Below are 25,980 nucleotides of genomic sequence, written 5' to 3'. Positions count from 1 at the left end.
CAGCCGTCGTGGGCCCGGAGCAGCCACCGAGGGCCCGCACCCCTGTCACCAGCGTGTTCGCGCAGGCCCGAGTCACCGTATTGCGCAGGTCGGAGCCATTGTCAGTGGCGGGGTGCACGATGGGGGGCATGGTCAGGTCTGCGCTCGACGCCTTCTCCCCCGCCACCCGCGGCTGGTTCACGGGTGCCTTCTCCGCGCCCACGGCCGCCCAGGCCGGGGCGTGGGGGGCCATCGCGCAGGGTTCGGACGTGCTGGTGGTCGCCCCCACCGGGTCCGGCAAGACGCTGGCCGCGTTCCTCGCCGCCCTGGACCAGCTGGCATCGACGCCTCCCCCGGCCGATCCGAAGAAGCGCTGCCGCGTGCTCTACGTCTCCCCGCTGAAGGCCCTCGCGGTCGATGTGGAGCGGAATCTGCGCAGCCCCCTGACCGGTATCCGTCAGGAGGCGGTGCGTCTGGGGCTGACCGAGCCCGAGGTGAAGGTCGGCATCCGCTCCGGCGACACCCCGCCCGCCGAGCGCAGGGCGCTGGCCACACGACCGCCGGACATTCTGATCACGACGCCGGAATCGCTCTTCCTGATGCTCACGTCTGCCACGCGCGATGCGCTGACGGGCATCGAGACGGTGATCCTGGACGAGGTGCATGCGGTCGCCGGTACCAAGCGCGGTGCGCATCTGGCGCTTTCCCTGGAGCGGCTCGACGAGCTGCTGCCGCGGCCGGCGCGGCGCATCGGCCTGTCCGCGACGGTGCGCCCGGTGGACGAGGTCGCCCGCTATCTCTCACCGCGACGCAAGGTCGAGATCGTCCAGCCGGAGTCGGGCAAGGAGTTCGACCTATCGGTGGTCGTCCCGGTCGAGGATCTCGGGGAGCTCGGGGGATCCCCTGTCGCCGACTCCGGGCAGGCCGCCGAGCGGCCGTCGATCTGGCCGCATGTCGAGGAGCGGATCACCGACCTCGTCCAGGCCCATCGCTCCACGATCGTGTTCGCCAACTCACGCCGTCTCGCGGAGCGGTTGTGCAACAGGCTCAACGAAATCGCGTACGAACGGGCGACGGGCGAGCCCTTGGAGGAGACGCACGGCCCGGCCGAGCTGATGGGCGGCTCGGGCGCCGCACTGGGCGCACCCCCGGTCATCGCCCGCGCGCACCACGGCTCGGTGTCCAAGGAGCAGCGCGCGCTCGTCGAGGAGGACCTGAAAGCGGGCCGGCTCCCCGCAGTCGTGGCCACGTCCAGTCTGGAGCTGGGAATCGACATGGGAGCCGTGGACCTCGTCGTCCAGGTCGAGTCGCCGCCGTCGGTGGCCTCCGGCCTCCAGCGCGTGGGCCGCGCGGGGCACCAGGTGGGCGCGGTCTCCACGGGCGTGGTCTTCCCCAAGTACCGGGGCGACCTGGTGCAGGCCGCCGTGGTCACCGAGCGCATGCGCACCGGCGCCATCGAGTCCCTGCGGGTCCCGGCCAACCCCCTGGACGTGCTGGCACAGCAGCTCGTCGCCATGACGGCCATGGACACCTGGCAGGTCGACGATCTGCTGGCCATGGTCCGCCGCGCGGCGCCCTTCGCATCGCTGCCGGAGTCGGCCTTCACAGCGGTGCTGGACATGCTCGCGGGCCGCTATCCGTCGGACGCCTTCGCGGAACTGCGCCCCCGCGTGGTGTGGGACCGCGTCGCCGGTACGGTCACGGGCCGCCCAGGCGCACAGCGGCTGGCCGTCACCTCGGGCGGCACGATTCCCGACCGTGGACTCTTCGGCGTGTTCCTCGCCGGGGCGGACCCGAAGAAGGGCGGCGGCCGGGTCGGCGAGCTCGACGAGGAGATGGTGTACGAGTCGCGGGTGGGCGATGTCTTCACGCTGGGCACCACGTCCTGGCGCATCGAGGACATCACCCGTGACCGCGTGCTGGTGTCCCCCGCACCCGGCGTCCCTGGCAGGCTGCCGTTCTGGAAGGGCGACCAGCTGGGGCGCCCCCTCGAACTGGGCCGTGCGGTGGGCGCATTCCTGCGCGAGGTCGGTTCACAGCCCAAGGACGACGCCCGCCTGCGGCTGGTGGCCGCGGGCCTGGACGCATGGGCCGCGGACAACGTCCTGGCATATCTGGACGAGCAGCGCCAGGCCTGCGGCCATGTCCCGGACGACCGCACGATCGTCGTCGAACGGTTCCGCGACGAGCTGGGCGACTGGCGGGTCGTCGTCCACTCCCCCTTCGGCGCCCAGGTCCACGCCCCGTGGGCGCTGGCGCTGGGTGCCCGCCTCGGCGAGCGGTACGGCATGGACGCGCAGGTCATGCACGCCGACGACGGCATCGTGCTGCGCCTTCCGGACGCCGATCTCATGGGCCTGGACCTGCTCGACCAGGAGCCCATGAGCGTCGGCACCGAATACGACACGGAGCAGGCGCCCGTGGGCGCGGCGGATGTCACCTTCGACAAGGACGAGGTCGACCAGATCGTCACCGACCAGGTCGGCAGCTCGGCCCTGTTCGCCGCGCGGTTCCGGGAGTGCGCGGCCCGCGCCCTGCTGCTGCCGCGCCGCAACCCTGGCAAACGCACCCCGCTGTGGCAGCAGCGCCAGCGGGCGGCACAACTTCTGCAGGTGGCCAGCGAGTTCGGGTCTTTCCCGATCATCCTCGAGGCAGTGCGCGAGTGCCTTCAGGACGTCTTCGACGTCCCGGGCCTCACGGAGCTGATGGGCGACATCGAGTCCCGCAAGGTCCGCCTCGTCGAGGTCACGACGCCCGAGCCGTCCCCGTTCGCCCGCTCGCTGCTGTTCGGATACGTCGCACAGTTCCTGTACGAGGGCGACTCCCCGCTGGCCGAGCGGCGCGCCGCGGCGCTGTCGCTGGACTCGCGTCTCCTCGCGGAACTGCTGGGCCAGGCCGAGCTGCGCGAGCTCCTGGACGCCGAAGTCCTGACCGAGCTGGAACAGGAACTGCAGTGGCTCACCGAGGACCGCCGCGCCAAGGACGTCGAGAGCGTCGCCGACCTGCTCCGTCTCCTCGGCCCCCTCACGGACGCCGAGCTGGCCGAGCGGGGCGCCGAGCCTCAGTGGGCACAGGAGCTGGCCGGCGCCCGCCGCGCGATTCGCGTCCGTGTCGCGGGGTCGGACCACTGGGCGGCGGTCGAGGATGCGGGCCGGCTGCGGGACGCGCTGGGCACCGCGCTCCCCGTGGGCGTCCCCGAGGCGTTCACCGAGCCGGTGAAGGATCCGCTCGGCGATCTGCTCGCCCGCTATGCGCGCACGCACGGCCCGTTCACCTCGGCGGCCGCCGCAGCCCGCTTCGGCCTCGGAACCGCGGTCACCGAGGGGGCCCTGCACCGCCTCGCGGCGGGCGGCCGTCTCGTACAAGGGGAGTTCCACCCCGCGGGCATCGGTCAGGAGTGGTGCGATGCGGCGGTGCTGCGTCGGCTGCGCCGCCGTTCCCTCGCGGCGCTACGCCACGAACTGGAGCCGGTGCCGCCCGCCGCACTCGCCCAGTTCCTGCCCCAGTGGCAGCACCTGAGCGGGCATGGGCTGCGTGGAGTGGACGGCCTGGTGCGAGCCATCGAGCAGCTGCAGGGTGCGTCGGTGCCTGCGTCGGCCCTGGAGAAGCTTGTCCTGCCCTCCCGCGTCTCGGACTACACGCCGTCGCTGCTCGACGAGTTGACGGCCGCCGGCGAAGTGGTGTGGGCAGGCGCCGGAGCCCTCCCGGGCAAGGACGGCTGGGTCTCCCTGTACCTGGCCGACTCCGCTCCCCTGCTGCTTCCACCGCCCCACCCCCTGGAGCTGACGGCCCTCCACGAGTCCCTCCTTCAAACCCTTTCCGGCGGCTACGGACTCTTCTTCCGCCAGATCGCCGACCAGGTCCGGGCCACCACCCACCCGGACGCCACGGATCCCCAACTGGCCGATGCCATCTGGGATCTGGCCTGGTCCGGCCGGCTCACCAACGACACGCTCGCCCCGATGCGCTCACTCCTCGGCTCGGGTCGCACCGCGGGCTCCACGGCGCACCGGGCCAAGCGCACCATCCCGCGCGGCCGCTACGGCACGCTGACAGCAGCCGCCCGCCCCGCTTCTCGCTCCGGCCCGCCCACGGTGGCCGGGCGCTGGTCGCTGCTTCCGACGCGCGAGCCGGACCCGACGCTGCGCGCTCACGCCCTGGCGCGCGTCCTTTTGGACCGGCACGGTGTGGTGACCCGGGGTGCGGTGGCCGCGGAGGGCGTGGAGGGCGGCTTCTCGGCGACGTACCGGATTCTGTCGGCCTTCGAGGAGAGCGGTCAGGCGCGCCGCGGCTATGTCGTCGAGGGGCTCGGCGCCGCGCAGTTCGCGATGGACGGCGCGGTGGACCGGCTGCGCGCTGCGGCCACCGCGCAGGAGCGCGGCGAGGCGATACCTGGTCAGGAGTCGGGGGTGTTCCCGGGCGACCCGGGCGCCTTCCCGGACGGTTACCACGGCAGGCCTGTCGGCCCCGGATGGGCGCCCACTCGCTCGCGGCCGGGTGGTCCGCGGACCGTGGTGCTCGCGGCCGCGGACCCCGCGAATGCCTACGGCGCGGCCCTGTCCTGGCCCGAGCCCCCGGACGGCGCCGGGCACAAGCCGGGACGCAAGGCCGGCTCCCTGGTCGTCCTCGTCGACGGCGAGCTGGCCCTGTACATGGAGCGCGGCGGCAAGACCCTCCTGGCCTGGCCTACCGCCCCGGACGACCCCGCCGCCGCCGACCCGCGTCTGCACGCGGCCGCCGAGTCCCTGGCAGCCGCAGCCCGGGCCGGCTCACTCGGCACGATCACGGTGGAGCGGATCAATGGCGCCTCCGCTCTGACATCCCCGTTCGCCGCCCTACTGGAAGGAGCGGGCTTCCACGCGACGCCGCGCGGCCTGCGCATACGGGCCTGACGGCGGGCCCCCGCCGTCTCCCGCACTCTCGGCGGCCACACCAGCCATGCGACCTCCCGCGCGATCCGCCGCACAGCCGTGCCACCTGCCCGTTTGACCTCGCCGCGCACCAGCCCTGCCACCCGCCCATGCAACCCCGCCGCGCACCAGCCCTGCCGTCCGCCCGTGCAACCCCACCCACCGCACCAGCCCTGCCACCGGCCCGTGCCACCCTTGACCCATGCCCGAAGGAGACACCGTCTGGCACACCGCGCATCAGCTGCACGCTGCCCTTGCGGACCATGTGCTGATCCGGTCCGACCTGCGCGTGCCCAAGTACGCCACGGCCGATCTGACGGGTCGTACGGTCCTGGAGGTCATCCCGCGCGGGAAGCACCTGCTGACCCGTATCGAGGGCGGGCTGACCATGCACTCGCACCTCGGTATGGAGGGCTCGTGGCGGGTGTACGCCCCCGGCGAGCGCTGGCGGGGCGGTCCCGGGCACCAAATCCGGGCGATCCTCGGCACCACTGACAGCACGGCCGTCGGCTACCGCCTCCCCGTACTGGAACTGCTCCGCACCACCCACGAGCACAGGGCCGTCGGCCATCTCGGCCCCGACCTGCTCGGCCCGGACTGGGATCCCGACCTCGCGCTGCGCAACCTGCTCCGGGACCCGGCCCGCGCCCTCGGCGAGGCACTGCTCGACCAGCGCAATCTCGCGGGCATCGGCAACGTCTACAAGAGCGAGCTCTGTTTCCTCCTCCGTGTCACGCCCTGGCTCCCCGTCGGCGAGCTCACCGACGACGCCGCCGCGCAACTACCCGCGCTCGCCAAGAAGGTCCTCGAAGCCAACCGCGACCGCCTGTCCCGTTCCACCACGGGCCGCCGCGACCAGCGCCTGTACGTCTACGGCCGTGCGCCGCGCCCCTGTCTGCGCTGTCGTACCTCCATCCGCTCCGCCGACCAGGGCGATGGAAGCCGGCAACGCCCCACCTACTGGTGCCCGACCTGCCAACGGGGGCCTACACCTCCGTAGAACCAGCGAAGGCCAAACGTGCCAACTTCCCGGGCCCCTACGAGCCGCCCGCCCACGCCTAATTGACTGACCGTCAGAAAAGTTCGTACCGTCGCCTCATGCCCGTCGACGCGTACGACCTCACCGGACGCACCGCTTTCGTCACCGGCGCCGCAAGCGGCATAGGGCGTGCCACTGCCGTGCTCCTCGCGGAGGCCGGAGCCGCCGTCCACTGCGCGGACCGCGACATCCGGGGCCTCGACGAGACGGCCGCCCTGATCAAGGACAGGGGTGGCACCGCCCATACGCACCCGCTCGATGTGACCGACAGACCACAGTTCGCCCAGGCCGTCGCCGCGGCCGGCCGACTCGACGTCATGGCCGCCATAGCCGGGATCATGCACCGCAGCCCGGTCCTGGAGACGCGCGACGAGGACCTGGACCGCGTCCTGAGCGTCAACTTCAAGGGCGTGCTGTACGCATGCCAGGAGGCGGCCCGGTCCATGATCGCGACGGGCACACGGGGCAGCATCGTCACCATGGCCTCGGGGGCCGTCGACACCGGCGGCCCCGGCCTGCTCTGCTACGGCGCGGCGAAGGCCGCGGTCGTCCAGCTCACCAAGACTCTCGCCACGGAGGTGGGCGCGCACGGCATTCGCGTCAACGCCGTGGCCCCCGGCTGGATCCGCACGCCCATGACCGACCGCGAAGACGCCGAGGCCCAGGCCGGCGTCGAGGGACTCATGGCCCGAATGTCTCCGCTGGGCCGCGTCGGTGAGCCGGAGGACATCGCCCACGCCGTCCTGTACCTGGCTTCCGACGCCTCGTCCTTCACGACGGGTCAGATCCTCCGCCCGAACGGCGGCGTCGCCATGCCCTGGTAGTCCGGACCCACGGTCGGCAGACGCGCCACCCCCGCCGGCAGACGCGCCACGCTCGGCCGGCACACGCGCCATGCCCGGACCGGCACACGCGCCCGTTCCACACCCCTGTCGGCAGGACGACACCACCATCCCTTGTCAGCAGGACGACACCCAGGATCACCGCCAGCCGGACCACACCCAGGATCGCCGCGAGCAGGACGACACCATCGGCAGGACGACAACCGCGATCGCCCTACCGGCGGACCGGCAGCGCCCTACCCGGCGGCCCGGGATCGCCCTACCCGGCAGGCCGCGGGCGCCGACGCCGCATGCGTGCCCGCCGCCGTTTCAGCCCCGCGAGCAGGTGAACCGCCCCCACGACCCCCGTGGCCCGTGTTTTCGGCACACAGTGCACCGGCAGCAGGCTGAGTCCCCAGCCGCCCACGGCCACGGTGGCTTCCAGCACCCCGGCGTCCCGAGCGAGCGCGAGCCGGAGCACGGCCCACCACCACAGGGCGCCCACTGCCAGGGCCGGCGCCCAGCGCACGATCCGCCCTGCCATGGCCGCCACCTCCAGCCGACGCCAACCGTCCCTAGAACGTCGCCGACGACTCCATGCCCGATGCCATACCTCAAAGGGGTCCCTCAGCTATCCAGGGCCCCGTCAGCCACCCAGCCGCTCTCCGCCGTTCTCCGCCTGGAACATCCAGTGATGCTTTTCGAGATCCGCCGTGATGCCGATGAAGACGTCCTGGCTCACGGGATCCGCGTCACCAGTGGCCGCGATCCGCTCCCGCATGCGCGCGATCACGGCGCCCAGTGCGCCCACGAGCGTCGCGACCGCCTCGGTGTCCTTGATCCAGCCTTCCGGAGCAGAACCGATTCCGCTGCTGCCCGCCACGGTCGCCGCGCGCCCATCGGGTGGGACGCCCAGCGTCGAGGCCCGTTCCGCCACGGTGTCAGAGTGCAGGCGCGCCGTGTCCACCACCTCGTCGAGCTGCAGATGCACGGAGCGAAAACGTGGACCGACCACGTTCCAGTGGATCTGTTTGGCGACGAGCGAGAGATCCACCAAGTCGACGAGGGCGCCCTGCAACGCCTCGGACACGGTCTTCAGATCCGCCTCGGACAACGGACTCTTCACGACGTACATCCGACAGTCCTCCGCTTCTCGCACATCTCACAGATCTCCCGTGTCTGGCACATGCCGGATCTCGGAATCCCCGAGTTGCCGCCGCTCCACCAGGACCGACTGCCACAACCATGGCACAAGCGGATGAATCGGGTCACATCAGAGCAAGCCTCCGACACAGCGAAAGCCCCGGCCGAAGAGCGTCCGGGATGACTCCCGAACGGCCCCGGCCGGGGCTCTCACGCAAGCGTGAGCGTCACGCGGCGACGACGTCCACCGCCTCCGTTGGCGCCTTGATCGTCACCCGTTCCGGTGGCACACCGGTCACCGAGACGGAGTTGAGCATGGGGCGTACCGGTGTGCGCACCGGCGCGCTGGCTGCTGCCGACTCGGCCAGCTCGGCGAGGGCGAGCTCGTCGCTCACCTCGCGCATGAGCTCGGACATCCGTACGTCAAGCGCGTCGCAGATGGCGGAGAGCAGCTCGGAGGAAGCCTCCTTCTGCCCCCGCTCCACCTCGGAGAGATAGCCGAGTGAGACTCGGGCGGACGAGGAGACTTCGCGCAGAGTACGGCCCTGGCGCTGGCGCTGCCGACGCAGCACGTCACCCAGCAGGCGACGGAGCAGAATCATCGGTGGCTCCCTCCTCGGACCGTGTAGCCGCATCCTTCACGCCCCACCGTACCGCCTTGCGCCGCGGCCGTGCGGGGAGCGATGTCGTGTTCACTCAGGGCTGCAAACATCAAGTCCCCCCGTTCTCTTCCGTATCCTGCGCCCGCGCATTCCCGGATTGCTCGCCGGCGAGCTCCTCGAGCAACAGCGCCAACACGCTGCGTACACTCTCCATACGGATTTCCGCCCGGTCGCCGTTCAATCGCAGCGCGGCCACTTTGCCGCCACCGACCGGTCCACGGACCGCCACATAAACCGTACCGACGGACTTTCCGTCCTGCGGCTCGGGCCCGGCGACGCCGGTCGTCGCGATGCCCCAGTCGGCGCCGAGCACCTCGCGCACCCCGGCGGCCATCTGCAGCGCCACCTCGGGATCCACGGCGCCGCACTCGGCCAATCGGGGGCCGTCGACACCCAGCAGCTTCTGCTTCAGATCCGTCGCGTACGCGGTCACCGAACCTCTGAACGCCTTGGAGGCCCCGGGTGTTCCCGTGACCTCCGCGGCCACCAGGCCGCCGGTGAGCGATTCGGCGATGGCGAGCGTCTCGCCTCTCACCCTCAGTAGTCGCACCACCTCGGCAGCCGCGGTCGTCACCGCTCGGGCTCCTCGCCCGCCGTTCGGCCGTCCGCCGCACGCCTGGCCGCCGCGCCCTCCTCCAGAGCAAGCTCATCAGGGGAGCGCCCGTTCGAGCCCGCATCCTGGGGGCCCGCCTGCGGGGAGCTCTCCCCGCCGGAGCCCTCGTCCGAGGGCTTCTCGGCCGCCGCCTTCTCAGACGCCCTTCCCCGCCGCCGCAGCACCACGGCCTGCTTCACATAGTCCAGCCCGGTCCCCACGGTGAGCGCGACCGCCACGGCCATCACCCAGAAGCGCAGCGTGGCGAGCGGCCCGGTCAGCGCCAGGATGTACATCCCGACGGCGACGCCCTGCGTCAGCGTCTTGAGCTTGCCGCCGCGACTCGCCGGAATCACCCCGTACCGGATGACCCAGAACCGCAGCAGTGTGATCCCCAGCTCACGCCCGAGGATCACACCGGTGACCCACCAGGGCAGATCGCCGAGGGCCGAGAGGCAGATCAGGGCCGCCCCCATGATCGCCTTGTCGGCGATGGGGTCGGCGATCTTCCCGAAGTCGGTGACGAGGTTGTATGTCCGCGCCAGATGACCGTCGAACAAGTCGGTGATCATGGCGATCGCGAAGCTCGCCCAGGCCAGGGATCGCCACGCTGGGTCGTACCCGCCCTCGGCGAGCATGAGCATCACGAAGGCCGGCACCAGCAGCAGCCGGGCCATGGTGAGGAGGTTGGCGATGTTCCAGAGGCTGGCCTCGTTGACGGCCGCGGCGCCCAACTTTCCCCCGCGCGCCGGCTTCGTCCCCTGAGCGCCCGGTGCGCCGGAGCCGCCTGCCGCGGACGCCGGCACTCCGGTCATCTGCCCGCCTCCTCGGTACACGCGCTGCCCTGGAGCGGCTCGGCAACCAGATCGACGCCCTCGGTGCCGACCACCTTCGCCTCGACCATAAGTCCGACGCGCAGGCCTTCGCCGCTCGTGAACACCACCTGGCCGTCAGTCTCGGGCGCCTGGTGCGCCGCCCGGCCGACCACGCCCTCCTCACCGTCGACGGACTCGACGAGCACCTCGAGGGTCTCGCCCGTCCGCTCCTCGGCCCGCTGGGATGTCAGCTCCTCCGCGAGCCGCGAGATGTGCGCGAGCCGCTCGGCGACGACTTCCTCGTCGAGCTTGTTCTCGTACGTCGCCGCTTCCGTGCCCTCCTCGTCGGAGTACCCGAAGACACCGATCGCATCCAGCCGCGCGCCCGTGAGGAACCGCTCCAGCTCCGCCAGGTCAGCCTCGGTCTCGCCGGGGAAGCCCACGATGAAGTTGGACCGCACACCGGCCGCCGGGGCCTTGGACCGGATCTGGTCGAGCAGATCCAGGAACCGGTCGGTGTCACCGAAGCGCCGCATGGCGCGCAGCACGCCCGGCGCGGAGTGCTGGAACGAAAGATCGAAGTAGGGCGCGATCTTCTCCGTGGACGTCAGGACGTCGATCAGCCCCGGCCGCATCTCGGCGGGCTGCAGATAGCTGACGCGGACACGCTCGATCCCGTCCACGGCGGCGAGTTCGGGCAGCAGGGTCTCCAGGAGCCGGATGTCGCCGAGGTCCTTGCCGTACGAGGTGTTGTTCTCGGAGACCAGCATGATCTCCTTGACACCCTGCTCAGCGAGCCAGCGTGTTTCGCCCAGGACGTCGGAGGGCCGCCGGGAGATGAACGAACCGCGGAACGAAGGGATGGCGCAGAACGAGCAGCGCCGGTCGCAGCCGGAGGCGAGTTTCACCGAGGCGACGGGGGTCGCACCGCCGAGCCGCCGCCGCAGGGGCGCCCGCGGCCCGGAGGCCGGTGCCACACCTTCCGGAAGGTCCTCGGGGACGTCCGCGGAGTCGCCGTGCCCGGGAAGCGCCACGCCGGAGGCGGACTGCCGCTCCGCCGGGCTGATCGGCAGCAGCTTGCGCCGGTCGCGCGGGGTGTGCGAGGCGTGGATGCCGCCGTTCAGGATGGTCTGAAGACGGTCGGAGATGTCCGTGTAATCGTCGAAGCCCAGCACGCCGTCCGCCTCGGGCAGCGCTTCGGCGAGCTCCTTGCCGTATCGCTCGGCCATGCAGCCGACCGCCACCACCGCCTGAGTGCGGCCGTGCCCCTTGAGGTCGTTGGCCTCGAGGAGGGCGTCCACCGAGTCCTTCTTGGCGGCCTCCACGAAACCACAGGTGTTGACGACGGCTACGTCCGCGTCTTCGGCGTCCTCGACGAGCTCCCAGCCGTCCGCCTCCAAGCGGCCTGCGAGCTCCTCCGAGTCCACCTCGTTACGGGCGCAGCCAAGAGTGACCAGTGCGACGGTACGGCGTTCGGGCATGGCCCCAGACTACTTTGTCCCGCTGACAGCCCCCGCCGGGAGGGTTACCTCAAGATCACCCGGTGGTCGCCCTCCGGCCGCCCCGCGCTCACCCGGCCTCGGGGTCGCCCTTCGTATACGTGAGGCGCTCGACCTGACCGGTCTCGAACTTGTCTTCGATGGGCTTGCCGTTCACGGCCAGCTGGATCGCGCCCGCGTTACCCAGCACGAGGTCGATCTGCTGGTTGTCCTCGAAGGTCTTCGTCTGCCCCTGCTCCAGAATGCCGTCGAACAGCAGCCGCCCGTTGACATCCTTGGCGGAGATCCAGCTGCGGCCGTCCGCAGCACTCACGATGACGGTGACCTTGTCCGCGGGCGCCGCCGCGATCGCGCTGTCCGACGGGTCGGGCTTGGTCTCCTCGGTCTTGGTCGGGCTGGGCTTGGGCGTCGGCTTGCTGCTGCCCGACGTCGACCCCTCAGCCACCTGTGTCGACCCGTCCGCGCCGTCCTCACCGCTGAACAGCGTGAACCCGACGAAGCCGATCACGGCGACGATCGCGGCCACCATGGCCGCCGTCCAGTTGGGGCGTCGCGGTTCGGGCCGGATGCGCTCAGCCTCGAACATGGGCGCGGCAGGGGTCGGCGCGGGCCGCCCGCCATACTCGGCCGCGAACCGCTCGAGAAGCGGGGCGGGATCGATGCCGACCGCTCGCGCAATTGTGCGGATGTGGCCGCGCGTGTACACATCGCCGCCACAGCGGGTGAAGTCGTCCTGTTCGATCGCATGCACGATCGGGATGCGCACCCGCGTGACGGTACTGACTTCTTCGACGGTCTGTCCGGCGTCGATACGTGCCTGCTGGAGGATCCGGCCGATGGAGGGACGGTCGTCTGCGAACAGGTCGTCGTCTTCCGACGGGCGGTCGTCTTGGGGGGAGTTGCCGATGGACACGGGGGCGCCTTTCGAGCGTGTAGCCACCTGCTGGAGGTTCAGTCTAGGGGGGGTACGAAAGGGTCGGGCAACCGGGCGGTCGCACTTTGTACGCCAACAGCATGGACCGACATGCTGATGGTGGGACACGGTGCCTTCCCTCCCTCAACTTGACGTATGCGGAAGGGAAACGGTTGCTTTCCGTCGTCCTGCGAGTGAGCTTTCCGGTCGTCCTACGGTTGAGCTTCCCCACGGATCACCGCGAGCACTCCATCCAGCTCATCCGGCTTCACAAGAACGTCACGTGCCTTGGACCCCTCGCTGGGCCCGACGATGTTCCGTGACTCCATCAGATCCATCAGCCGGCCTGCCTTTGCAAAGCCGACGCGCAGCTTGCGCTGGAGCATCGAGGTGGATCCGAACTGCGTGGACACCACCAGTTCGGCGGCCTGGCACAGCAGGTCCAGGTCGTCGCCGATGTCCTCGTCGATCTCCTTCTTCTGCTTGCCGCCCACGGTGACGTCGTCGCGGAAGACCGGCGCCATCTGGTCCTTGCAGTGCTGGACGACGGCGGCGACCTCGTCCTCGGTCACGAAGGCGCCCTGCATACGCGTCGGCTTGTTCGCGCCCATCGGAAGGAACAACCCGTCGCCCTTGCCGATGAGCTTCTCGGCACCCGGCTGGTCGAGGATGACGCGGCTGTCGGCGAGCGAGGAGGTGGCGAAGGCGAGCCGGGAGGGCACGTTCGCCTTGATGAGGCCGGTCACGACGTCGACCGAGGGCCGCTGGGTCGCGAGCACCAGATGGATGCCGGCCGCGCGCGCCAGCTGCGTGATGCGCACGATCGCGTCCTCGACGTCGCGCGGCGCGACCATCATGAGGTCCGCGAGCTCGTCGACGATCACCAGCAGATAGGGGTACGGCTGAAGCTCGCGCTCGCTGCCCTCGGGCGGCTTCACCTTGCCGTTGCGGACGGCCTGGTTGAAGTCGTCGATATGCCGGAACCCGTAGGCCGCGAGATCGTCGTAGCGCAGGTCCATCTCGCGTACGACCCACTGCAGCGCCTCGGCGGCCCGCTTGGGGTTGGTGATGATCGGCGTGATCAGGTGCGGGATGCCCTCGTACGCGGTGAGCTCGACGCGCTTGGGGTCGACCAGGACCATGCGGACGTCCTCGGGCGTCGCACGCACCATGACCGAGGTGATCAGGCAGTTGATGCAGGACGACTTTCCGGAACCGGTCGCACCGGCGACCAGGACGTGCGGCATCTTCGCGAGGTTCGCCATCACGTAGCCGCCCTCGACGTCCTTGCCGAGCGCGACCAGCATCGGGTGGTCGTCCTCGGCGGCGTCCGCGAGGCGGAGCACGTCACCGAGGTTCACCATCTCGCGGTCGGTGTTGGGAATCTCGATGCCGACGGCGGACTTGCCGGGGATCGGCGAGATGATCCGCACGTCCGGGCTGGCCACGGCGTACGCGATGTTCTTGGTCAGCGCAGTGATCCGCTCGACCTTCACGGCGGGTCCGAGCTCGATCTCGTAGCGGGTGACCGTCGGGCCGCGGGTGAAGCCCGTGACGGCGGCATCGACCTTGAACTCAGTGAACACGTTGGTGAGCGAGGCGACGACCGCGTCGTTGGCCGCGCTGCGCGCCTTGCCGGGGCCGCCGCGCTCCAGCAGGTCCAGCGAGGGCAGCGCATAGGTGATGTCGCCGGACAGCTGGAGCTGTTCGGCACGGGGCGGCAGATCCCGCGGCGCATCGGGAGCGGCCTTGGTCAGGTCCGGCACGGTGGACGTGTGTTCGGCGCCCTGCGATTCGCCGTTCTTCGCCGGGTCCTTGGCCGTGCCCCGCTGAGCATCCTTGGTACGTGCGTTCGGTACCGGCACGGACTGCTCCCGCTCGGCCCGGTCCAGCACGACGCCCTGCGTCAGGTCCGCGACCAGCGGCGAGGGCGGCATGCCGTGCAGCACGGCACCGTCGAGCGCGGCCGCCGCGGCGGCTGCCACATCGACGGCGTCCAGAGGCCGGTCCAGCGCGGGCTGTACGGGGGCCCGCCGCGGCCTGCGCCGCCTGGACGACAGGGCCTCCTCCTCCGCATGGTCCGGGTCGTACGCCTCCGCGGAAGGCTGCCCCCGCCGACGGGAGCGGGCGGGGAGGGCCTGGCGCCACTGGTCGTCGTACCGTTCGTCGTCCTCGGTCGCGTACTCGTCCTCTTCGGCCGCCGGCTGGATGACGCCGAGCTTCGTGCCGAGCAGCCGCAGTCGCTGCGGGATGGCGTTGACGGGTGTGGCCGTGACGACGAGCAGTCCGAAGACCGTCAGCAGGATGAGCAGCGGGAGGGCCAGGAGCTCGCCCATCGTGTAGATCAGCGGGGTGGAGGCGGCCCAGCCGATGAGCCCGCCCGCGTCCCTGATGGCGGCGCTTCCCTCCCCGCGCCCCGGCGCGCCGCAGGCCATGTGGACCTGTCCGAGCACGCCGACGACCAGCGCGGACAGGCCGATCACGATGCGCCCGTTGGCCTCGGGCTTCTCGGGGTGCCGGATGAGGCGTACGGCGATGACGGCGAGCAGTATCGGCACGACCAGGTCGAGGCGGCCGAAGGCACCGGTCACCAGCAGTTCGACGAGGTCGCCGACCGGGCCGCGCAGATTCGACCAGGTACCTGCGGCGACGATCAGCGCGATGCCGAGCAGAAGGAGCGCGAGGCCGTCCTTGCGGTGCGCCGGGTCAAGCCCCTTCGCGCCCCGCCCTATGCCCCGGAACATCGCTCCCACGGCGTGCGCGAGGCCCAGCCACAGGGCGCGCACGAGCCGGTACACGCCTCCGGTCGGACTGGGAGCCGGCTTCGGCGCGGGCTTCTGTGCCGCCTTCTTGGCAGGCGCCCTCTTTGCTGCCGCTTTCTTGGCGGGCGCCCTCTTCGCGGGGGCCTTCTTCGCCGCAGCCTTCGTCGGAGCGGCCGCCTTCTTCGCGGGCGACCTCTTGGCTGCGGGCTGACGTGGGGCCATGGGTGTGAGGTTACCGTCGGAGAGCACAGGGGACACGTGTGCCCACGGCTTCACCCGTTCGTGTCGCTCCCCGTGCGGCGTTGAACTGACGGTCCCTCAAGGGCTCAGTTCTGCGAGGGCAGCGACGGCGCACCCGTCCCCGTGCCCGGCTCCAGGGCGTCCAGGGCCCTGCGCAGGCCCGTGAGTTTGCGTTCGAGATGGGCCGCGGTGGCCACCGCGGCCGCGTCCGCGGAGTCGTCGTCGAGCTGCTTCGACAGCGCCTCTGCCTGCTCCTCGACGGCTGCAAGCCGTGCGGAGAGCTCGGCCAGCAGACTGGCGGGCTCCTTGGCGTCGCCGACCGCGGACTTGCCGCCGCCCTCGAGCTGGAGCCGGAGCAGGGCCGCCTGCTCCCGCAGTTGGCAGTTCTTCATGTAGAGCTCGACGAACACCGAGACCTTGGCGCGGAGCACCCAGGGGTCGAACGGCTTGGAGATGTAGTCCACCGCACCCGCCGCATATCCCCGGAAGGTGTGGTGCGGGCCATGGTTGATGGCGGTGAGGAAGATGATCGGGATGTCCCGGGTCCGTTCCCGCCGCTTGATGTGCGCAGCGGTTTCGAAACCGTCCATTCCCGGCATCTGGACGTCGAGCAGAATGACCGCGAAATCGTCCGTGAGTAGTGCTTTGAGCGCTTCCTCCCCGGACGATGCCCGCACCAGCGTCTGATCGAGCGCAGAGAGGATGGCCTCCAGCGCCAACAGATTCTCCGGCCGGTCATCGACCAGGAGGATCTTGGCCTTCTGCACCATGGCCCGCCCTCCTCGTCCCGGCAGTGCACCGGGCGCCGCCCCAGGGGACGACTCCCTTTCGCCGCCCGCCCTTGTGCCGGTCATGGTAGCCGCACCCTGCCCGTCGCCACACCCTGTCACCGCGATGTCACTGTGCACGTAGCAGAAACGCGGTGGGGGACCAGAAGGTTCCCCGATTCCCGTACTTCTACACGGCTTCGGGCACAGTCAGTCAGCAAGTGAACAGCGCCCGTCCGCCACCCGGTCACTCCTCACGCATCCACTGCTCCATCACGGAGAGCAGATGGTCGGGATCGACCGGCTTCGTCACATAGTCGGAAGCCCCGGACTCGATGGCCTTCTCCCGGTCGCCCTTCATGGCCTTCGCGGTGAGGGCGATGATCGGCAGCCCGGCGAACTGGGGCATCCTGCGGATCGCCGTCGTCGTCGCATATCCGTCCATCTCGGGCATCATGATGTCCATCAGTACGACCGTCACATCGTCGTGCTGTTCCAGGACTTCGATGCCCTCACGGCCGTTCTCCGCATACAGCACGGACAGGCCGTTCTGCTCCAGGACGCTGGTCAGGGCGAAGACGTTGCGGATGTCGTCGTCGACGATCAGCACCTTCTCGCCGTCGAACTGCAGGGCGTGGCGCGCCAGGGGCGCCGACTCCTGTCCAGACCCGCCCGCCCAGCCGTCCTGGGCCCGTTCCTGCCCCGCCGGCTGGCCCGGCAGGGCGGGCCGCTGATCAGCGGCCGCCACCGCCCTGCGCCGCCGCCTGAACAGCGCTGCCGGCCCGTTCTGCGTGTCACGGTACGACTTCACCTCAGCGGGCGTCTCGGCCGCTGGCGCGGTCAGCTCGCGCATGGACGCCGCCGTGTCGCCCGGCTCGATCACCGGAGCGAGCTGCGGGTAGCCCTGCGGCGGCAGTTCGCTCGGGTACAGCGGCAGATAGAGCGTGAACGTGGAGCCGCGCCCCGGCTCGCTCTGGGCGTGGATCTCGCCGCCCAGCAGCCGCGCGATCTCCCGGCTGATGGACAACCCGAGGCCCGTACCGCCGTACTTGCGGCTCGTCGTGCCGTCGGCCTGCTTGAACGCCTCGAAGATCACGCGCATCTTGCTGGCCGCGATGCCGATGCCGGTGTCGGCGACGGAGAACGCGATCAGATCGGCGTCCGCATCGCGCAGCGACCCCGCCTCGAGCAGCTGCTCCCGGATGGCGATGGGCACGTCGTTGCCGGCCGGGCGGATCATCAGCTCGACGGCTCCCGAGTCGGTGAACTTCACCGCGTTGGACAGCAGGTTGCGCAGAACCTGCAGCAGCCTCTGCTCGTCCGTGTGCAGCGTCGCGGGCAGCTCCGGCGAGACGCGTACGGAGAAGTCGAGTCCCTTCTCCGCGGTGAGCGGCCGGAACGTGGCCTCCACGTAGTCCACGAGCTGGACGAGCGCGATGCGCGTCGGGGAGACGTCCATCTTGCCTGCCTCGACCTTCGACAGGTCGAGGATGTCGTTGATCAGCTGCAGCAGATCCGAACCGGCGCCGTGGATGGTCTCCGCGAACTCGACCTGCTTCGGGGAGAGATTGCCCTCGGCGTTGTCCGCGAGCAACTTGGCCAGGATCAGCAGCGAGTTGAGCGGCGTCCGCAGCTCGTGCGACATGTTCGCCAGGAACTCGCTCTTGTACCGCATCGAGACCGCGAGCTGCTCGGCGCGTTCCTCGAGGACCTGACGGGCCTCCTCGATCTCGGTGTTCTTGACCTCGATGTCGCGGTTCTGACGGGCCAGCAGCTCGGCCTTCTCCTCCAGTTCGGCATTGGACGCCTGAAGGGCCTTCTGCCGCTGCTCCAGTTCCTCCGAACGCAGCCGCAGCTGTTCGGTGAGCTCCTGCGACTGCTTGAGCAGCACCTCGGTCTTCGTGTTGACGCTGATGGTGTTGACGCTCGTCGCGATCATCTCGGCGATCTGGTTGAGGAAGTCCTTCTGGATCTGTGTGAACGGCTGGAAGGACGCCAGCTCGATCACACCGAGGACCGTGCCCTCGAAGAGCACCGGCAGGACGATGACGTGCGCGGGCGGCGCGTCCCCGAGCCCGGAGGCGATCTTCAGATAGCCGGGCGGGACGTTCTCCACGAGAATCGTCCGCTTCTCCTTGGCCGCGGTGCCGATCAGGGTCTCACCGGGCCGGAAGGACGTCGGCATGGAGCCCATCGAGTAGCCGTAACTGCCCAGCATGCGCAGCTCGTACGCATCTTCCTGGGTCGCGGCGCCCAGGTCCTTGCCGTCGTCCGTGGGCATCGCCACGAAGAACGCGCCGTGCTGCGCGGAGACCACCGGCGTCAGCTCGCTCATGATGAGCGAGGCGACGTCCTCGAGGTCGCGGCGTCCCTGCATCAGACCCGAGATACGGGCCAGGTTGCCCTTCAGCCAGTCCTGTTCCTTGTTGGCGAGGGTGGTGTCGCGCAGGTTCGCGATCATCGTGTTGATGTTGTCCTGCAGGACCTGGATCTCGCCGGCCGCGTCGACGTCGATCTTGAGGTTGAGGTCGCCGCGGGTCACCGCGGTGGCCACGGCCGCGATGGCGCGCACCTGACGGGTCAGGTTGCCGGCCATCTCGTTCACGGACTCAGTGAGGTCGCGCCAGGTTCCGTCCACGTCACGCACGCGTGCCTGGCCGCCCAGCTGGCCGTCCGTACCCACCTCGCGGGCGACCAGGGTGACCTGTTCGGCGAAGCTCGAGAGCTGGTCGACCATCGTGTTGATGGTGGTCTTCAGCTCGAGGATCTCGCCACGTGCGTCGATGTCGATCTTCTTGGTCAGATCGCCCTTGGCGATGGCGGTGGTCACCATCGCGATGTTGCGCACCTGGCCGGTCAGGTTGGACGCCATCGAGTTCACGGACTCGGTGAGGTCCTTCCACGTACCGGACACGCCCGGCACGCGCGCCTGGCCGCCGAGGATGCCGTCCGTGCCCACCTCGCGGGCCACGCGCGTGACCTCGTCGGCGAACGAACCCAGCGTCTTCACCATCGTGTTGACGGTGTCCGCGAGCTGCGCGACCTCGCCGCTCGCCTCGACCGTGACCTTCTTGGTGAGGTCGCCGTTCGCCACCGCCGTGGTGACCTGGGAGATCTGGCGCACCTGGGTGGTCAGGTTGTTGGCCATCAGGTTGACGTTGTCGCTGAGGTCCTTCCAGATGCCCGTGACGCCGGGGACCCGGGCCTGACCGCCGAGTTGGCCCTCGGTGCCCACCTCGCGGGCCACCCGGGTCACCTGCTCGGCGAAGTTCGACAGCTGGTCGACCATCGTGTTGACGGTGGTGACGAGTTCGAGGATCTCGCCCTTGGCATCGACGGTGATCTTCTTCGACAGGTCGCCGCGGGCCACCGCGGTCGTGACCTCGGCGATGTTGCGCACCTGCATGGTCAGGTTGTTCGCCATGCCGTTCACGGACTGCGTGAGGTCCTTCCAGGTGCCGGAGACACCCTTCACCTCGGCCTGGCCGCCAAGGATGCCCTCCGTACCCACCTCGCGCGCCACGCGCGTGACTTGCTCGGCGAAGTTCGACAGCTGGTCCACCATGGTGTTGAGGGTGTTCTTCAGCTCCAGGATCTCGCCGCGCGCGTCCACGTCGATCTTCTGCGACAGGTCACCGCGGGCCACCGCCGTCGCGACCTGCGCGATGTTGCGGACCTGGGCGGTGAGGTTGCCCGCCATGCCGTTCACGGAGTCGGTCAGATCGCGCCACACGCCTGCGACGCCGGGCACCTGGGCCTGACCGCCCAGCCTGCCCTCCGTACCCACCTCGCGCGCCACCCGGGTCACCTGGTCGGCGAACGCGGACAGCTGGTCGACCATCGTGTTGATGGTGCTCTTCAGCTCCAGGATCTCGCCGCGCGCGTCCACGTCGATCTTCTGCGACAGATCACCGCGGGCCACCGCCGTGGTCACCTGGGCGATCCCCCGCACCTGCGCCGTGAGATTTCCGGCCATGAGGTTCACCGAATCGGTGAGGTCTTTCCACACACCCGCCACACCGGGCACCTGCGCCTGCCCGCCCAGCCGGCCCTCGGTGCCCACCTCGCGGGCCATACGCGTGACCTGGTCGGCGAAGCTCGACAGCTGGTCCACCATCGTGTTCACGGTGTTCTTCAGCTGGAGCATCTCGCCGGAGACGTCGACGGTGACCTTCTGCGAGAGGTCACCGTTGGCCACCGCCGTCGTCACCTGGGCGATGTTGCGCACCTGCCCCGTGAGATTGCGGAACGCCGTGTTGACGGAGTCCGTCAGGTCCTTCCACGTACCGGCCGCACCCTGCACCGTCGCCTGCCCGCCGAGCTCGCCCTCGACGCCGATCTCGCGCGCCACGCGCGTGACCTCGGAACCGAACCTGGAGAGCTGGTCCACCATCGTGTTGACGGTGTTCTTCAACTCGAGCATCTCACCCGCGACATCGACGGTGACCTTCTGCGACAGGTCACCGTTCGCCACCGCCGTGGTCACCGTGGCGATGTCCCGCACCTGAGTGGTGAGGTTGCGGAAGACCGTGTTCACCGAATCGGTGAGGTCCTTCCACGTTCCTGCCGCGCCCGGCACGTTCGCCTGACCGCCGAGCCGCCCCTCCGCACCGACCTCGTTCGCCACGCGCGTGACCTCGTCGGCGAACGTGCGCAGGGTTTCGGTCATCTGGTTGATGGTCTCGGCCAGTTGTGCGACCTCGCCGCGTGCGCTGACCGTGACCTTCTGCGACAGGTCGCCGCTGGCGACCGCAGTGGTGACCTGAGCGATCCCCCGCACCTGCGCGGTGAGATTTCCGGCCATGAGGTTCACCGAATCGGTGAGGTCCTTCCACACACCCGCCACACCCGGCACCTGCGCCTGCCCGCCGAGCTCGCCCTCGGTGCCCACCTCGCGCGCGACGCGGGTCACCTCGGAGGAGAAGGACGAGAGCTGGTCCACCATCGTGTTGACGGTGTTCTTCAGTTCGAGCATCTCGCCGGCGACATGGACGGTCACCTTGCGCGACAGGTCACCCTTTGCGACTGCAGTCGTCACGAGAGCAATGTCACGCACCTGCGCCGTCAGCCGGTACGCCATGGTGTTGACCGAATCCGTGAGATCCTTCCACGAACCGGACATACCGCGCACCCGGGCCTGGCCGCCCAGCTTGCCTTCCGTACCGACCTCGCTGGCCACGCGTGTGACCTCGTCGGTGAACGTGGACAGCTGGTCCACGAGGTTGTTGACGGTGCGCCCGACCTTCAGGAACTCGCCGCGCAGTGGATGCCCGCCACCCTCCGACCCCTGTGAGCGCAGCTCCATGCGCTGCTGGAGGTCGCCCTCCGCCACCGCGGACAGCACCCGGCCGACCTCGGAGACGGGGCGTACGAGGTCGTCCACAAGCGCGTTCGACGCATCGATCGCCGCAGCCCAGGAACCCTCGCAGGCGCCCACCTCGAGCCGCTCTGTGAGCTTTCCCTCACGGCCAACGACGCGCCGCACCCGGGAGAGCTCTCCCGTCAGGTGGAGATTCCGGTCGGCGACTTCATTGAATACCGCCGCAATCTCGGACATCACGCCGTCGCCCGAGACCGTGAGCCGTTTGCGGAAGTTACCGTCCCGCATCGACACCAGGGCCGCGAGCAGCCGGTTGAGAGCCGCGGTGTCCACCGCGGTTGTCCCGTTGCGTGATGTGCGCTGCTTGTTCAGGGACTGTCCGCCTTTCGCGCGCGTCTTCGAGCTCCGCGTCGCCGCGCCAGACTCCACTGTGTCCCTCCCGCAGGGGTCGACCTCTTGCCGGGCTGTCTCTTCAAGCCTGCCCAGTGTTTCACCATGGCGGAACCAGGCCATAACAGTTCGGCAGCTTCGCACACCGTCCGCACACCCTCCGGGCGGAAACACTGGGAACCCGCATCCGCATGGACGGTGAAGGTAAGTAACCTTGCATGCGGCTGTCCAACCACCCCGGTTCGCCCGGCCAGGGCTGGTGGCCGGAACGAACGGGCAAACGGAGGGGCGGCCTCAGTATGACCACGGGAGACCTGGGCGTCGACACTCGTACGAGGAGTTCTGTGATCACCGCGCGCGCGGCTGCCACCTTCGACCCCGTCGGGCGTTCTGTCGCTACTGCCCGCTCCTTCGTCCGCGACACCCTCCAGGGATGGGGATTCACCGACATCGTCGACGACGCGGTGGTCCTCACCAGCGAGCTCGTCACCAACGCGGTGGTGCACGCCGGCACCGCGGCCGAAGTCCTCTGTCTTCGCACAGGCGACGGCGCACGGATCGAGGTCGCCGACCGCTACCCGGAGCGCGAGATCCCCCTCCAGCAGTCCCTGGCGAGCATGGGCAGCCCCGACCGCGAGGGCGGCAGGGGGCTGCAGCTCTGCGCCGCGCTCGCCTCCCGCTGGGGCGTCGACTACACCCCCACGCACAAACAGGTGTGGTTCCAACTCGACCTGCCAGAACGGCCGGTGGGGATCCGCACAGCCGGTCCCTCGCTCCCCACCGACCTGCTGCCGCTGGCCGACGGCCGCGTACGGGTCGCAGTCATCCAGATCGACCGGACCGGCGCCGTCACGGCCTGGAACGAGGACGCCGAGGAGCTCTTCGGGTACGTGGCAGACCAGGTCACCGGCAAGCCCCTCACGGACTTCGCGGCCTGGCCGCACACCCCCGGCACCAGCACCGGCATCGCCGAGGCCCTCCAACTCTCCCGCTGGGAAGGCAGTTACGGCATTCGCGCCGCCGACGGCCGCGTCACCCCCGTCTACGCCTCGCATCTGCGGGTCCGCGACGCCGACGGCGATCCGTCAACCGTCTGCCTTCTCGTACGGGACCACGAGCGCGCCGTCCTGCAGACCCCGCTGCGCGGCCCGGTCCACCCGGACCCCGCAAACCTGACCGAAGGTCATGCTGCGGACCCTTTCGAGGTGTTCATCGGCTCCCCGGCGCCGGACGATCTGGACGGGCTCCTGCAGCGCACGGTGGAGCGCGCCCGGGACATGCTCGACGGCGACGCAGCGTTCCTCCTGCTGGCAACCGACGACGAGACGGAGCTGGAGGTCCGCGCCTCCACCGGACTGCCGTCGGCCCGCCAGCGCTTCGCCCGCGTCCCCGTCGAAGCGGGGCCTGGCCGATACGGTTCGGCGCGCATGCCGTCCGTCCATGAGGACCTCTCTGAGGTCCCCGGCGCCGTGCCGCTGCTCAACGGCACGGGACTGCGCTCCGTCGTCACGGTTCCCTTGAAGGTCGAGGGGCGCCTCACGGGCTCCCTCGGCGTGGCGGCGGAGGCGCCCGACCGGTACTCCAACGAGGAGGCCCTGCGCCTCCAGTTCGCCGCCGACCGCATCGCCCTCGCCGTGGAGTCCGCCCGACTTGGCGAGCTGGAGAGACACCGCCGGGGCTCGCTGTCCTTCCTCGTCGAGGCATCCGACCTCCTCGCTGGCACCCTGGACCGCGACCAGACTCTGGCCCTCATGGCCCAGATGACGGTCCCGACCCTGGCCACGTGGTGCGCGGTCTATACGATCGCCGACCAGTCGTCCGAGCCCTACCTCTCGTACGTGCTGCACGAGGACGAGGAGCGCATCGACGGTCTCAAGGCCCTGCTGGCACGCATCGCCCCGCCCGACCCGGTCCCGACGCCGGGCGCCCGCGTGTGGAACACCCCCTCCGAGGCCGCCCACGAGGCGGCGCTGCGCACCTCCATGCGCAGCCTGGGCCTCGGCGAGCCTGCCAGCGTGAGCTCCGGCATCGGTACGACTCTGGCGACCTCATCGGCGGTCGGCGGAGAGACCGTCGTCCTCCCACTGGTGGCCCGCAACCGCGTCATCGGGATGCTCACCCTCGGCAAGCCCTCCGACGAACATTTCCGCCAGGAGGACCTCGAACTCGCCGAGGACCTCTCCCGCAGGGCCGCCCTCGCCCTCGACAACGCCCGCCTGTACTCGGAGCGCACGGCGATCAGCCAGTCCCTCCAGCGCAGCCTGCTCCCTCCGGAACTCCCCGATGTGCCGGGCGTCGAGGTGGAGGTCATCTATCGCGCGGCGGGCGAGGGCAACGAGGTCGGCGGTGACTTCTACGACCTCTTCCCCATTCGCGACGGCGCCTACGGATTCGCCATCGGCGACGTCTGCGGTACGGGTCCGGAGGCGGCGGCCGTCACAGGCCTGGCCCGGCACGCCCTGCGGCTGCTGGCACGCGAGGGCTTCGGCGGCCCGGCCGTCCTGGAGCGCCTCAACGCCGCGATCCTCGACGAGGGAGCACGCAGCCGCTTTCTGACCCTGCTCTACGGCGAGTTGTGGCCCCAGGAGGACGGCTCGGCCGTGCTGAAGGTGGTCTGCGCCGGCCACCCCCTGCCGCTTCGCCTGCGCCAGGACGGCACGGTGGAACCGGCTGCCGAACCGCAGCCGCTTCTTGGCGTCATGGATGATCTGGAGCTGTACGAGCAGACGGTCGTCCTCGACCCGGGCGACGTCCTGCTCTGCGTCACCGACGGCGTCACGGAGCGCCGCGAGGGCACGCGCATGCTCGGCGACGACGGCCTCACGGATGTTCTGACCACCTGCACGGGCCTCACGGCCGGCGCAGTTGCCGCCCGCATCATGCGCGCTGTGGAGCGTTTCGCGTCAGACGCGCCCTCGGACGACATGGCGATTCTGGCGATGCGGGTACCGGGTCTTCAGAAGGACTGAGACCTCGGCCGGGAACCAAAAAGGCCTCCGCCCGATGGGCGGAGGCCTTGTGCTGTGGAGCCCCCAAACGGAATCGAACCGTTGACCTTCTCCTTACCATGGAGACGCTCTGCCGACTGAGCTATAGGGGCCGGCCGCCTTACGCGGTTTCCCGCGCGGCAACGCAATAAATCATACCCCGAACTCGCGTGTCTTCCGAACAGCCGGCCACGGGCTCAGAACGCAGGCTGCAGCAGCCCGCCGAGCGCGTTGCAGGCCGAGACGATCCGGTGTATCTCGCGCCGCGAAAGTGAGGCATCGACGGGCAGCGCCAGAGTCTCGTCGGCGGCTCGCTCTGTTTCCGGGAGACAGACGTCGCGCCGGAAGCCGGGAATGCGGTGCAGTGGTGTCTTGACCGGCACACGTCCGTCAACTCCCCTGCCACGTATGGCCCGTACAAAGGCGTCCCGGTCCGGCCGTCCGTTTCCGGGAACCCGTACGACGTACTGCTGATAGGTGTGCCGCACGCTACCGATGGGCGTTATCACTCCGCTGAGCCGCTGGTCGAGGTAGGCGGCATGCGCTCGCCGCTGCGCCACCCCGTCGATCGGCGGCGCGTCCAACTCGCTGTGTTCCAGCACGAGAAGGCCGTGGCGCTGCCCAATGCTCCGCAGAGCATCGACATCAGCCGGCCGTCCGAAGCGGTGTACGACGACGACTGCCGCCGTACGCGGGGTTATCGCACCCGCAACGGCCGCGGGATCAAGGCAGTACGTCACCGGGTCTATGTCGGCGAAGACAGGTACTGCTCCGGCCAGGACCACAGCCTCGGCGACTTCGACGTTACCGAACGCCGGCACCACGACCTCGTCGCCGGCTCCGATGCCAGCGGCCCTCAGGATTCCAACTGTCCCCATGGGGGGATGCTGACCGCGCAACGTGAACGCAAGATGACGCAGAACAAAAAAGAGCTGGTCCCCCAACCGAAGTCGGGAGACCAGCTCAATCAAAGATTGTTCGGCGGCGTCCTACTCTCCCACAGGGTCCCCCCTGCAGTACCATCGGCGCTGTGAGGCTTAGCTTCCGGGTTCGGAATGTAACCGGGCGTTTCCCTCACGCTATGACCACCGAAACACTATGAAACTCTCAACCGCACCACGCTGCGGCAACGCAACGCGGG

Annotated in this window: 15 protein-coding genes, 1 tRNA gene and 1 rRNA gene; 4 read left to right on the top strand and 13 right to left on the bottom strand. The window is 69.8% G+C overall.

The window, feature by feature from the left end:
* Positions 1 to 128: 128 nt before the first annotated feature.
* The 3 genes from ACSMXV_RS30680 (at position 129) to ACSMXV_RS30670 (ending at position 6,752) form a co-directional block, all read left to right on the top strand.
* A complete protein-coding gene (locus ACSMXV_RS30680; protein ID WP_473174388.1) occupies positions 129 to 4,871 on the top strand; it encodes an ATP-dependent helicase in 4,743 nt (1,580 codons plus the stop codon).
* A 220-nt stretch (positions 4,872 to 5,091) separates the two neighbouring features.
* A complete protein-coding gene (locus ACSMXV_RS30675) occupies positions 5,092 to 5,889 on the top strand; it encodes a DNA-formamidopyrimidine glycosylase family protein (protein WP_473174387.1) in 798 nt (265 codons plus the stop codon).
* 98 nt (positions 5,890 to 5,987) lie between these two features.
* Positions 5,988 to 6,752, top strand: coding sequence for an SDR family NAD(P)-dependent oxidoreductase (locus tag ACSMXV_RS30670; protein WP_473174386.1), 765 nt, complete (start codon positions 5,988 to 5,990; stop codon positions 6,750 to 6,752).
* Positions 6,753 to 7,029: 277 nt separating this feature from the next.
* Here the strand turns inward: ACSMXV_RS30670 and ACSMXV_RS30665 are convergent, their stop codons facing one another.
* The 10 genes from ACSMXV_RS30665 to ACSMXV_RS30620 form a co-directional block, all read right to left on the bottom strand.
* The gene (locus tag ACSMXV_RS30665) at positions 7,030 to 7,293 is read right to left on the bottom strand and encodes a hypothetical protein (RefSeq protein WP_473174385.1); all 264 of its coding nucleotides are present in this window, start codon (positions 7,291 to 7,293) and stop codon (positions 7,030 to 7,032) included.
* 102 nt (positions 7,294 to 7,395) lie between these two features.
* A complete protein-coding gene (locus ACSMXV_RS30660) occupies positions 7,396 to 7,884 on the bottom strand; it encodes a Dps family protein (RefSeq protein ID WP_473174384.1) in 489 nt (162 codons plus the stop codon).
* 235 nt (positions 7,885 to 8,119) lie between these two features.
* Positions 8,120 to 8,494, bottom strand: coding sequence for a helix-turn-helix domain-containing protein (locus ACSMXV_RS30655; protein WP_473174383.1), 375 nt, complete (start codon positions 8,492 to 8,494; stop codon positions 8,120 to 8,122).
* Positions 8,495 to 8,603: 109 nt separating this feature from the next.
* Positions 8,604 to 9,128, bottom strand: coding sequence for a CinA family protein (locus tag ACSMXV_RS30650; protein ID WP_473174382.1), 525 nt, complete (start codon positions 9,126 to 9,128; stop codon positions 8,604 to 8,606).
* Positions 9,125 to 9,961: a CDP-diacylglycerol--glycerol-3-phosphate 3-phosphatidyltransferase gene (gene pgsA, locus ACSMXV_RS30645; RefSeq protein WP_473174381.1), complete on the bottom strand. Its 837-nt coding sequence runs from the start codon at positions 9,959 to 9,961 to the stop codon at positions 9,125 to 9,127. Before pgsA ends, ACSMXV_RS30650 begins: the two co-directional genes overlap by 4 nt.
* Positions 9,958 to 11,442 (bottom strand): 30S ribosomal protein S12 methylthiotransferase RimO, encoded by a 1,485-nt coding sequence (rimO, locus tag ACSMXV_RS30640; RefSeq protein WP_473174380.1) that lies wholly within the window; start codon positions 11,440 to 11,442, stop codon positions 9,958 to 9,960. The genes pgsA and rimO overlap by 4 nt, the downstream gene beginning before the upstream one ends.
* 88 nt (positions 11,443 to 11,530) lie before the next feature.
* The gene (locus tag ACSMXV_RS30635) at positions 11,531 to 12,373 is read right to left on the bottom strand and encodes a helix-turn-helix domain-containing protein (protein WP_473174379.1); all 843 of its coding nucleotides are present in this window, start codon (positions 12,371 to 12,373) and stop codon (positions 11,531 to 11,533) included.
* Between the two features lie 212 nt (positions 12,374 to 12,585).
* The gene (locus ACSMXV_RS30630; protein WP_473174378.1) at positions 12,586 to 15,357 is read right to left on the bottom strand and encodes a DNA translocase FtsK; all 2,772 of its coding nucleotides are present in this window, start codon (positions 15,355 to 15,357) and stop codon (positions 12,586 to 12,588) included.
* A 104-nt stretch (positions 15,358 to 15,461) separates the two neighbouring features.
* Complete coding sequence (locus tag ACSMXV_RS30625; RefSeq protein WP_181662244.1) at positions 15,462 to 16,145, bottom strand: response regulator; 684 nt, start codon at positions 16,143 to 16,145, stop codon at positions 15,462 to 15,464.
* Between the two features lie 244 nt (positions 16,146 to 16,389).
* Positions 16,390 to 21,891, bottom strand: coding sequence for a HAMP domain-containing protein (locus ACSMXV_RS30620; protein ID WP_473174377.1), 5,502 nt, complete (start codon positions 21,889 to 21,891; stop codon positions 16,390 to 16,392).
* Between the two features lie 260 nt (positions 21,892 to 22,151).
* On the opposite strand from ACSMXV_RS30620, the gene ACSMXV_RS30615 reads away from it, so the two are divergent.
* A complete protein-coding gene (locus ACSMXV_RS30615; protein ID WP_473174376.1) occupies positions 22,152 to 24,821 on the top strand; it encodes a SpoIIE family protein phosphatase in 2,670 nt (889 codons plus the stop codon).
* Between the two features lie 55 nt (positions 24,822 to 24,876).
* Here the strand turns inward: ACSMXV_RS30615 and ACSMXV_RS30610 are convergent.
* The 3 genes from ACSMXV_RS30610 to rrf form a co-directional block, all read right to left on the bottom strand.
* Positions 24,877 to 24,952: transfer RNA gene (locus ACSMXV_RS30610), tRNA-Thr, on the bottom strand.
* An 84-nt stretch (positions 24,953 to 25,036) separates the two neighbouring features.
* Complete coding sequence (locus ACSMXV_RS30605; protein WP_473179109.1) at positions 25,037 to 25,702, bottom strand: DegT/DnrJ/EryC1/StrS family aminotransferase; 666 nt, start codon at positions 25,700 to 25,702, stop codon at positions 25,037 to 25,039.
* Between the two features lie 113 nt (positions 25,703 to 25,815).
* Positions 25,816 to 25,932: ribosomal RNA gene (gene rrf, locus ACSMXV_RS30600) — 5S ribosomal RNA — on the bottom strand.
* Positions 25,933 to 25,980 lie beyond the last annotated feature (48 nt).

The sequence above is a fragment of the Streptomyces sp. DSM 42067 genome, assembly GCF_055792885.1.
Note: the sequence above shows the minus strand (reverse complement) of the source record. Positions and strands in the feature narration are given on the sequence as shown.

Bases quoted from the DNA above. Each gene is read 5' to 3' on its own strand.
- rimO (WP_473174380.1), bottom strand. From the start codon at position 11,442: ATGCCCGAACGCCGTACCGTCGCACTGGTCACTCTTGGCTGCGCCCGT.
- ACSMXV_RS30675 (WP_473174387.1), top strand. From the start codon at position 5,092: ATGCCCGAAGGAGACACCGTCTGGCACACCGCGCATCAGCTGCACGCT.
- pgsA (WP_473174381.1), bottom strand. From the start codon at position 9,961: ATGACCGGAGTGCCGGCGTCCGCGGCAGGCGGCTCCGGCGCACCGGGC.
- ACSMXV_RS30665 (WP_473174385.1), bottom strand. From the start codon at position 7,293: ATGGCAGGGCGGATCGTGCGCTGGGCGCCGGCCCTGGCAGTGGGCGCC.
- ACSMXV_RS30660 (WP_473174384.1), bottom strand. From the start codon at position 7,884: ATGTACGTCGTGAAGAGTCCGTTGTCCGAGGCGGATCTGAAGACCGTG.
- ACSMXV_RS30630 (WP_473174378.1), bottom strand. From the start codon at position 15,357: ATGGCCCCACGTCAGCCCGCAGCCAAGAGGTCGCCCGCGAAGAAGGCG.
- ACSMXV_RS30615 (WP_473174376.1), top strand. From the start codon at position 22,152: ATGACCACGGGAGACCTGGGCGTCGACACTCGTACGAGGAGTTCTGTG.
- ACSMXV_RS30625 (WP_181662244.1), bottom strand. From the start codon at position 16,145: ATGGTGCAGAAGGCCAAGATCCTCCTGGTCGATGACCGGCCGGAGAAT.
- ACSMXV_RS30655 (WP_473174383.1), bottom strand. From the start codon at position 8,494: ATGATTCTGCTCCGTCGCCTGCTGGGTGACGTGCTGCGTCGGCAGCGC.
- ACSMXV_RS30680 (WP_473174388.1), top strand. From the start codon at position 129: ATGGTCAGGTCTGCGCTCGACGCCTTCTCCCCCGCCACCCGCGGCTGG.
- ACSMXV_RS30670 (WP_473174386.1), top strand. From the start codon at position 5,988: ATGCCCGTCGACGCGTACGACCTCACCGGACGCACCGCTTTCGTCACC.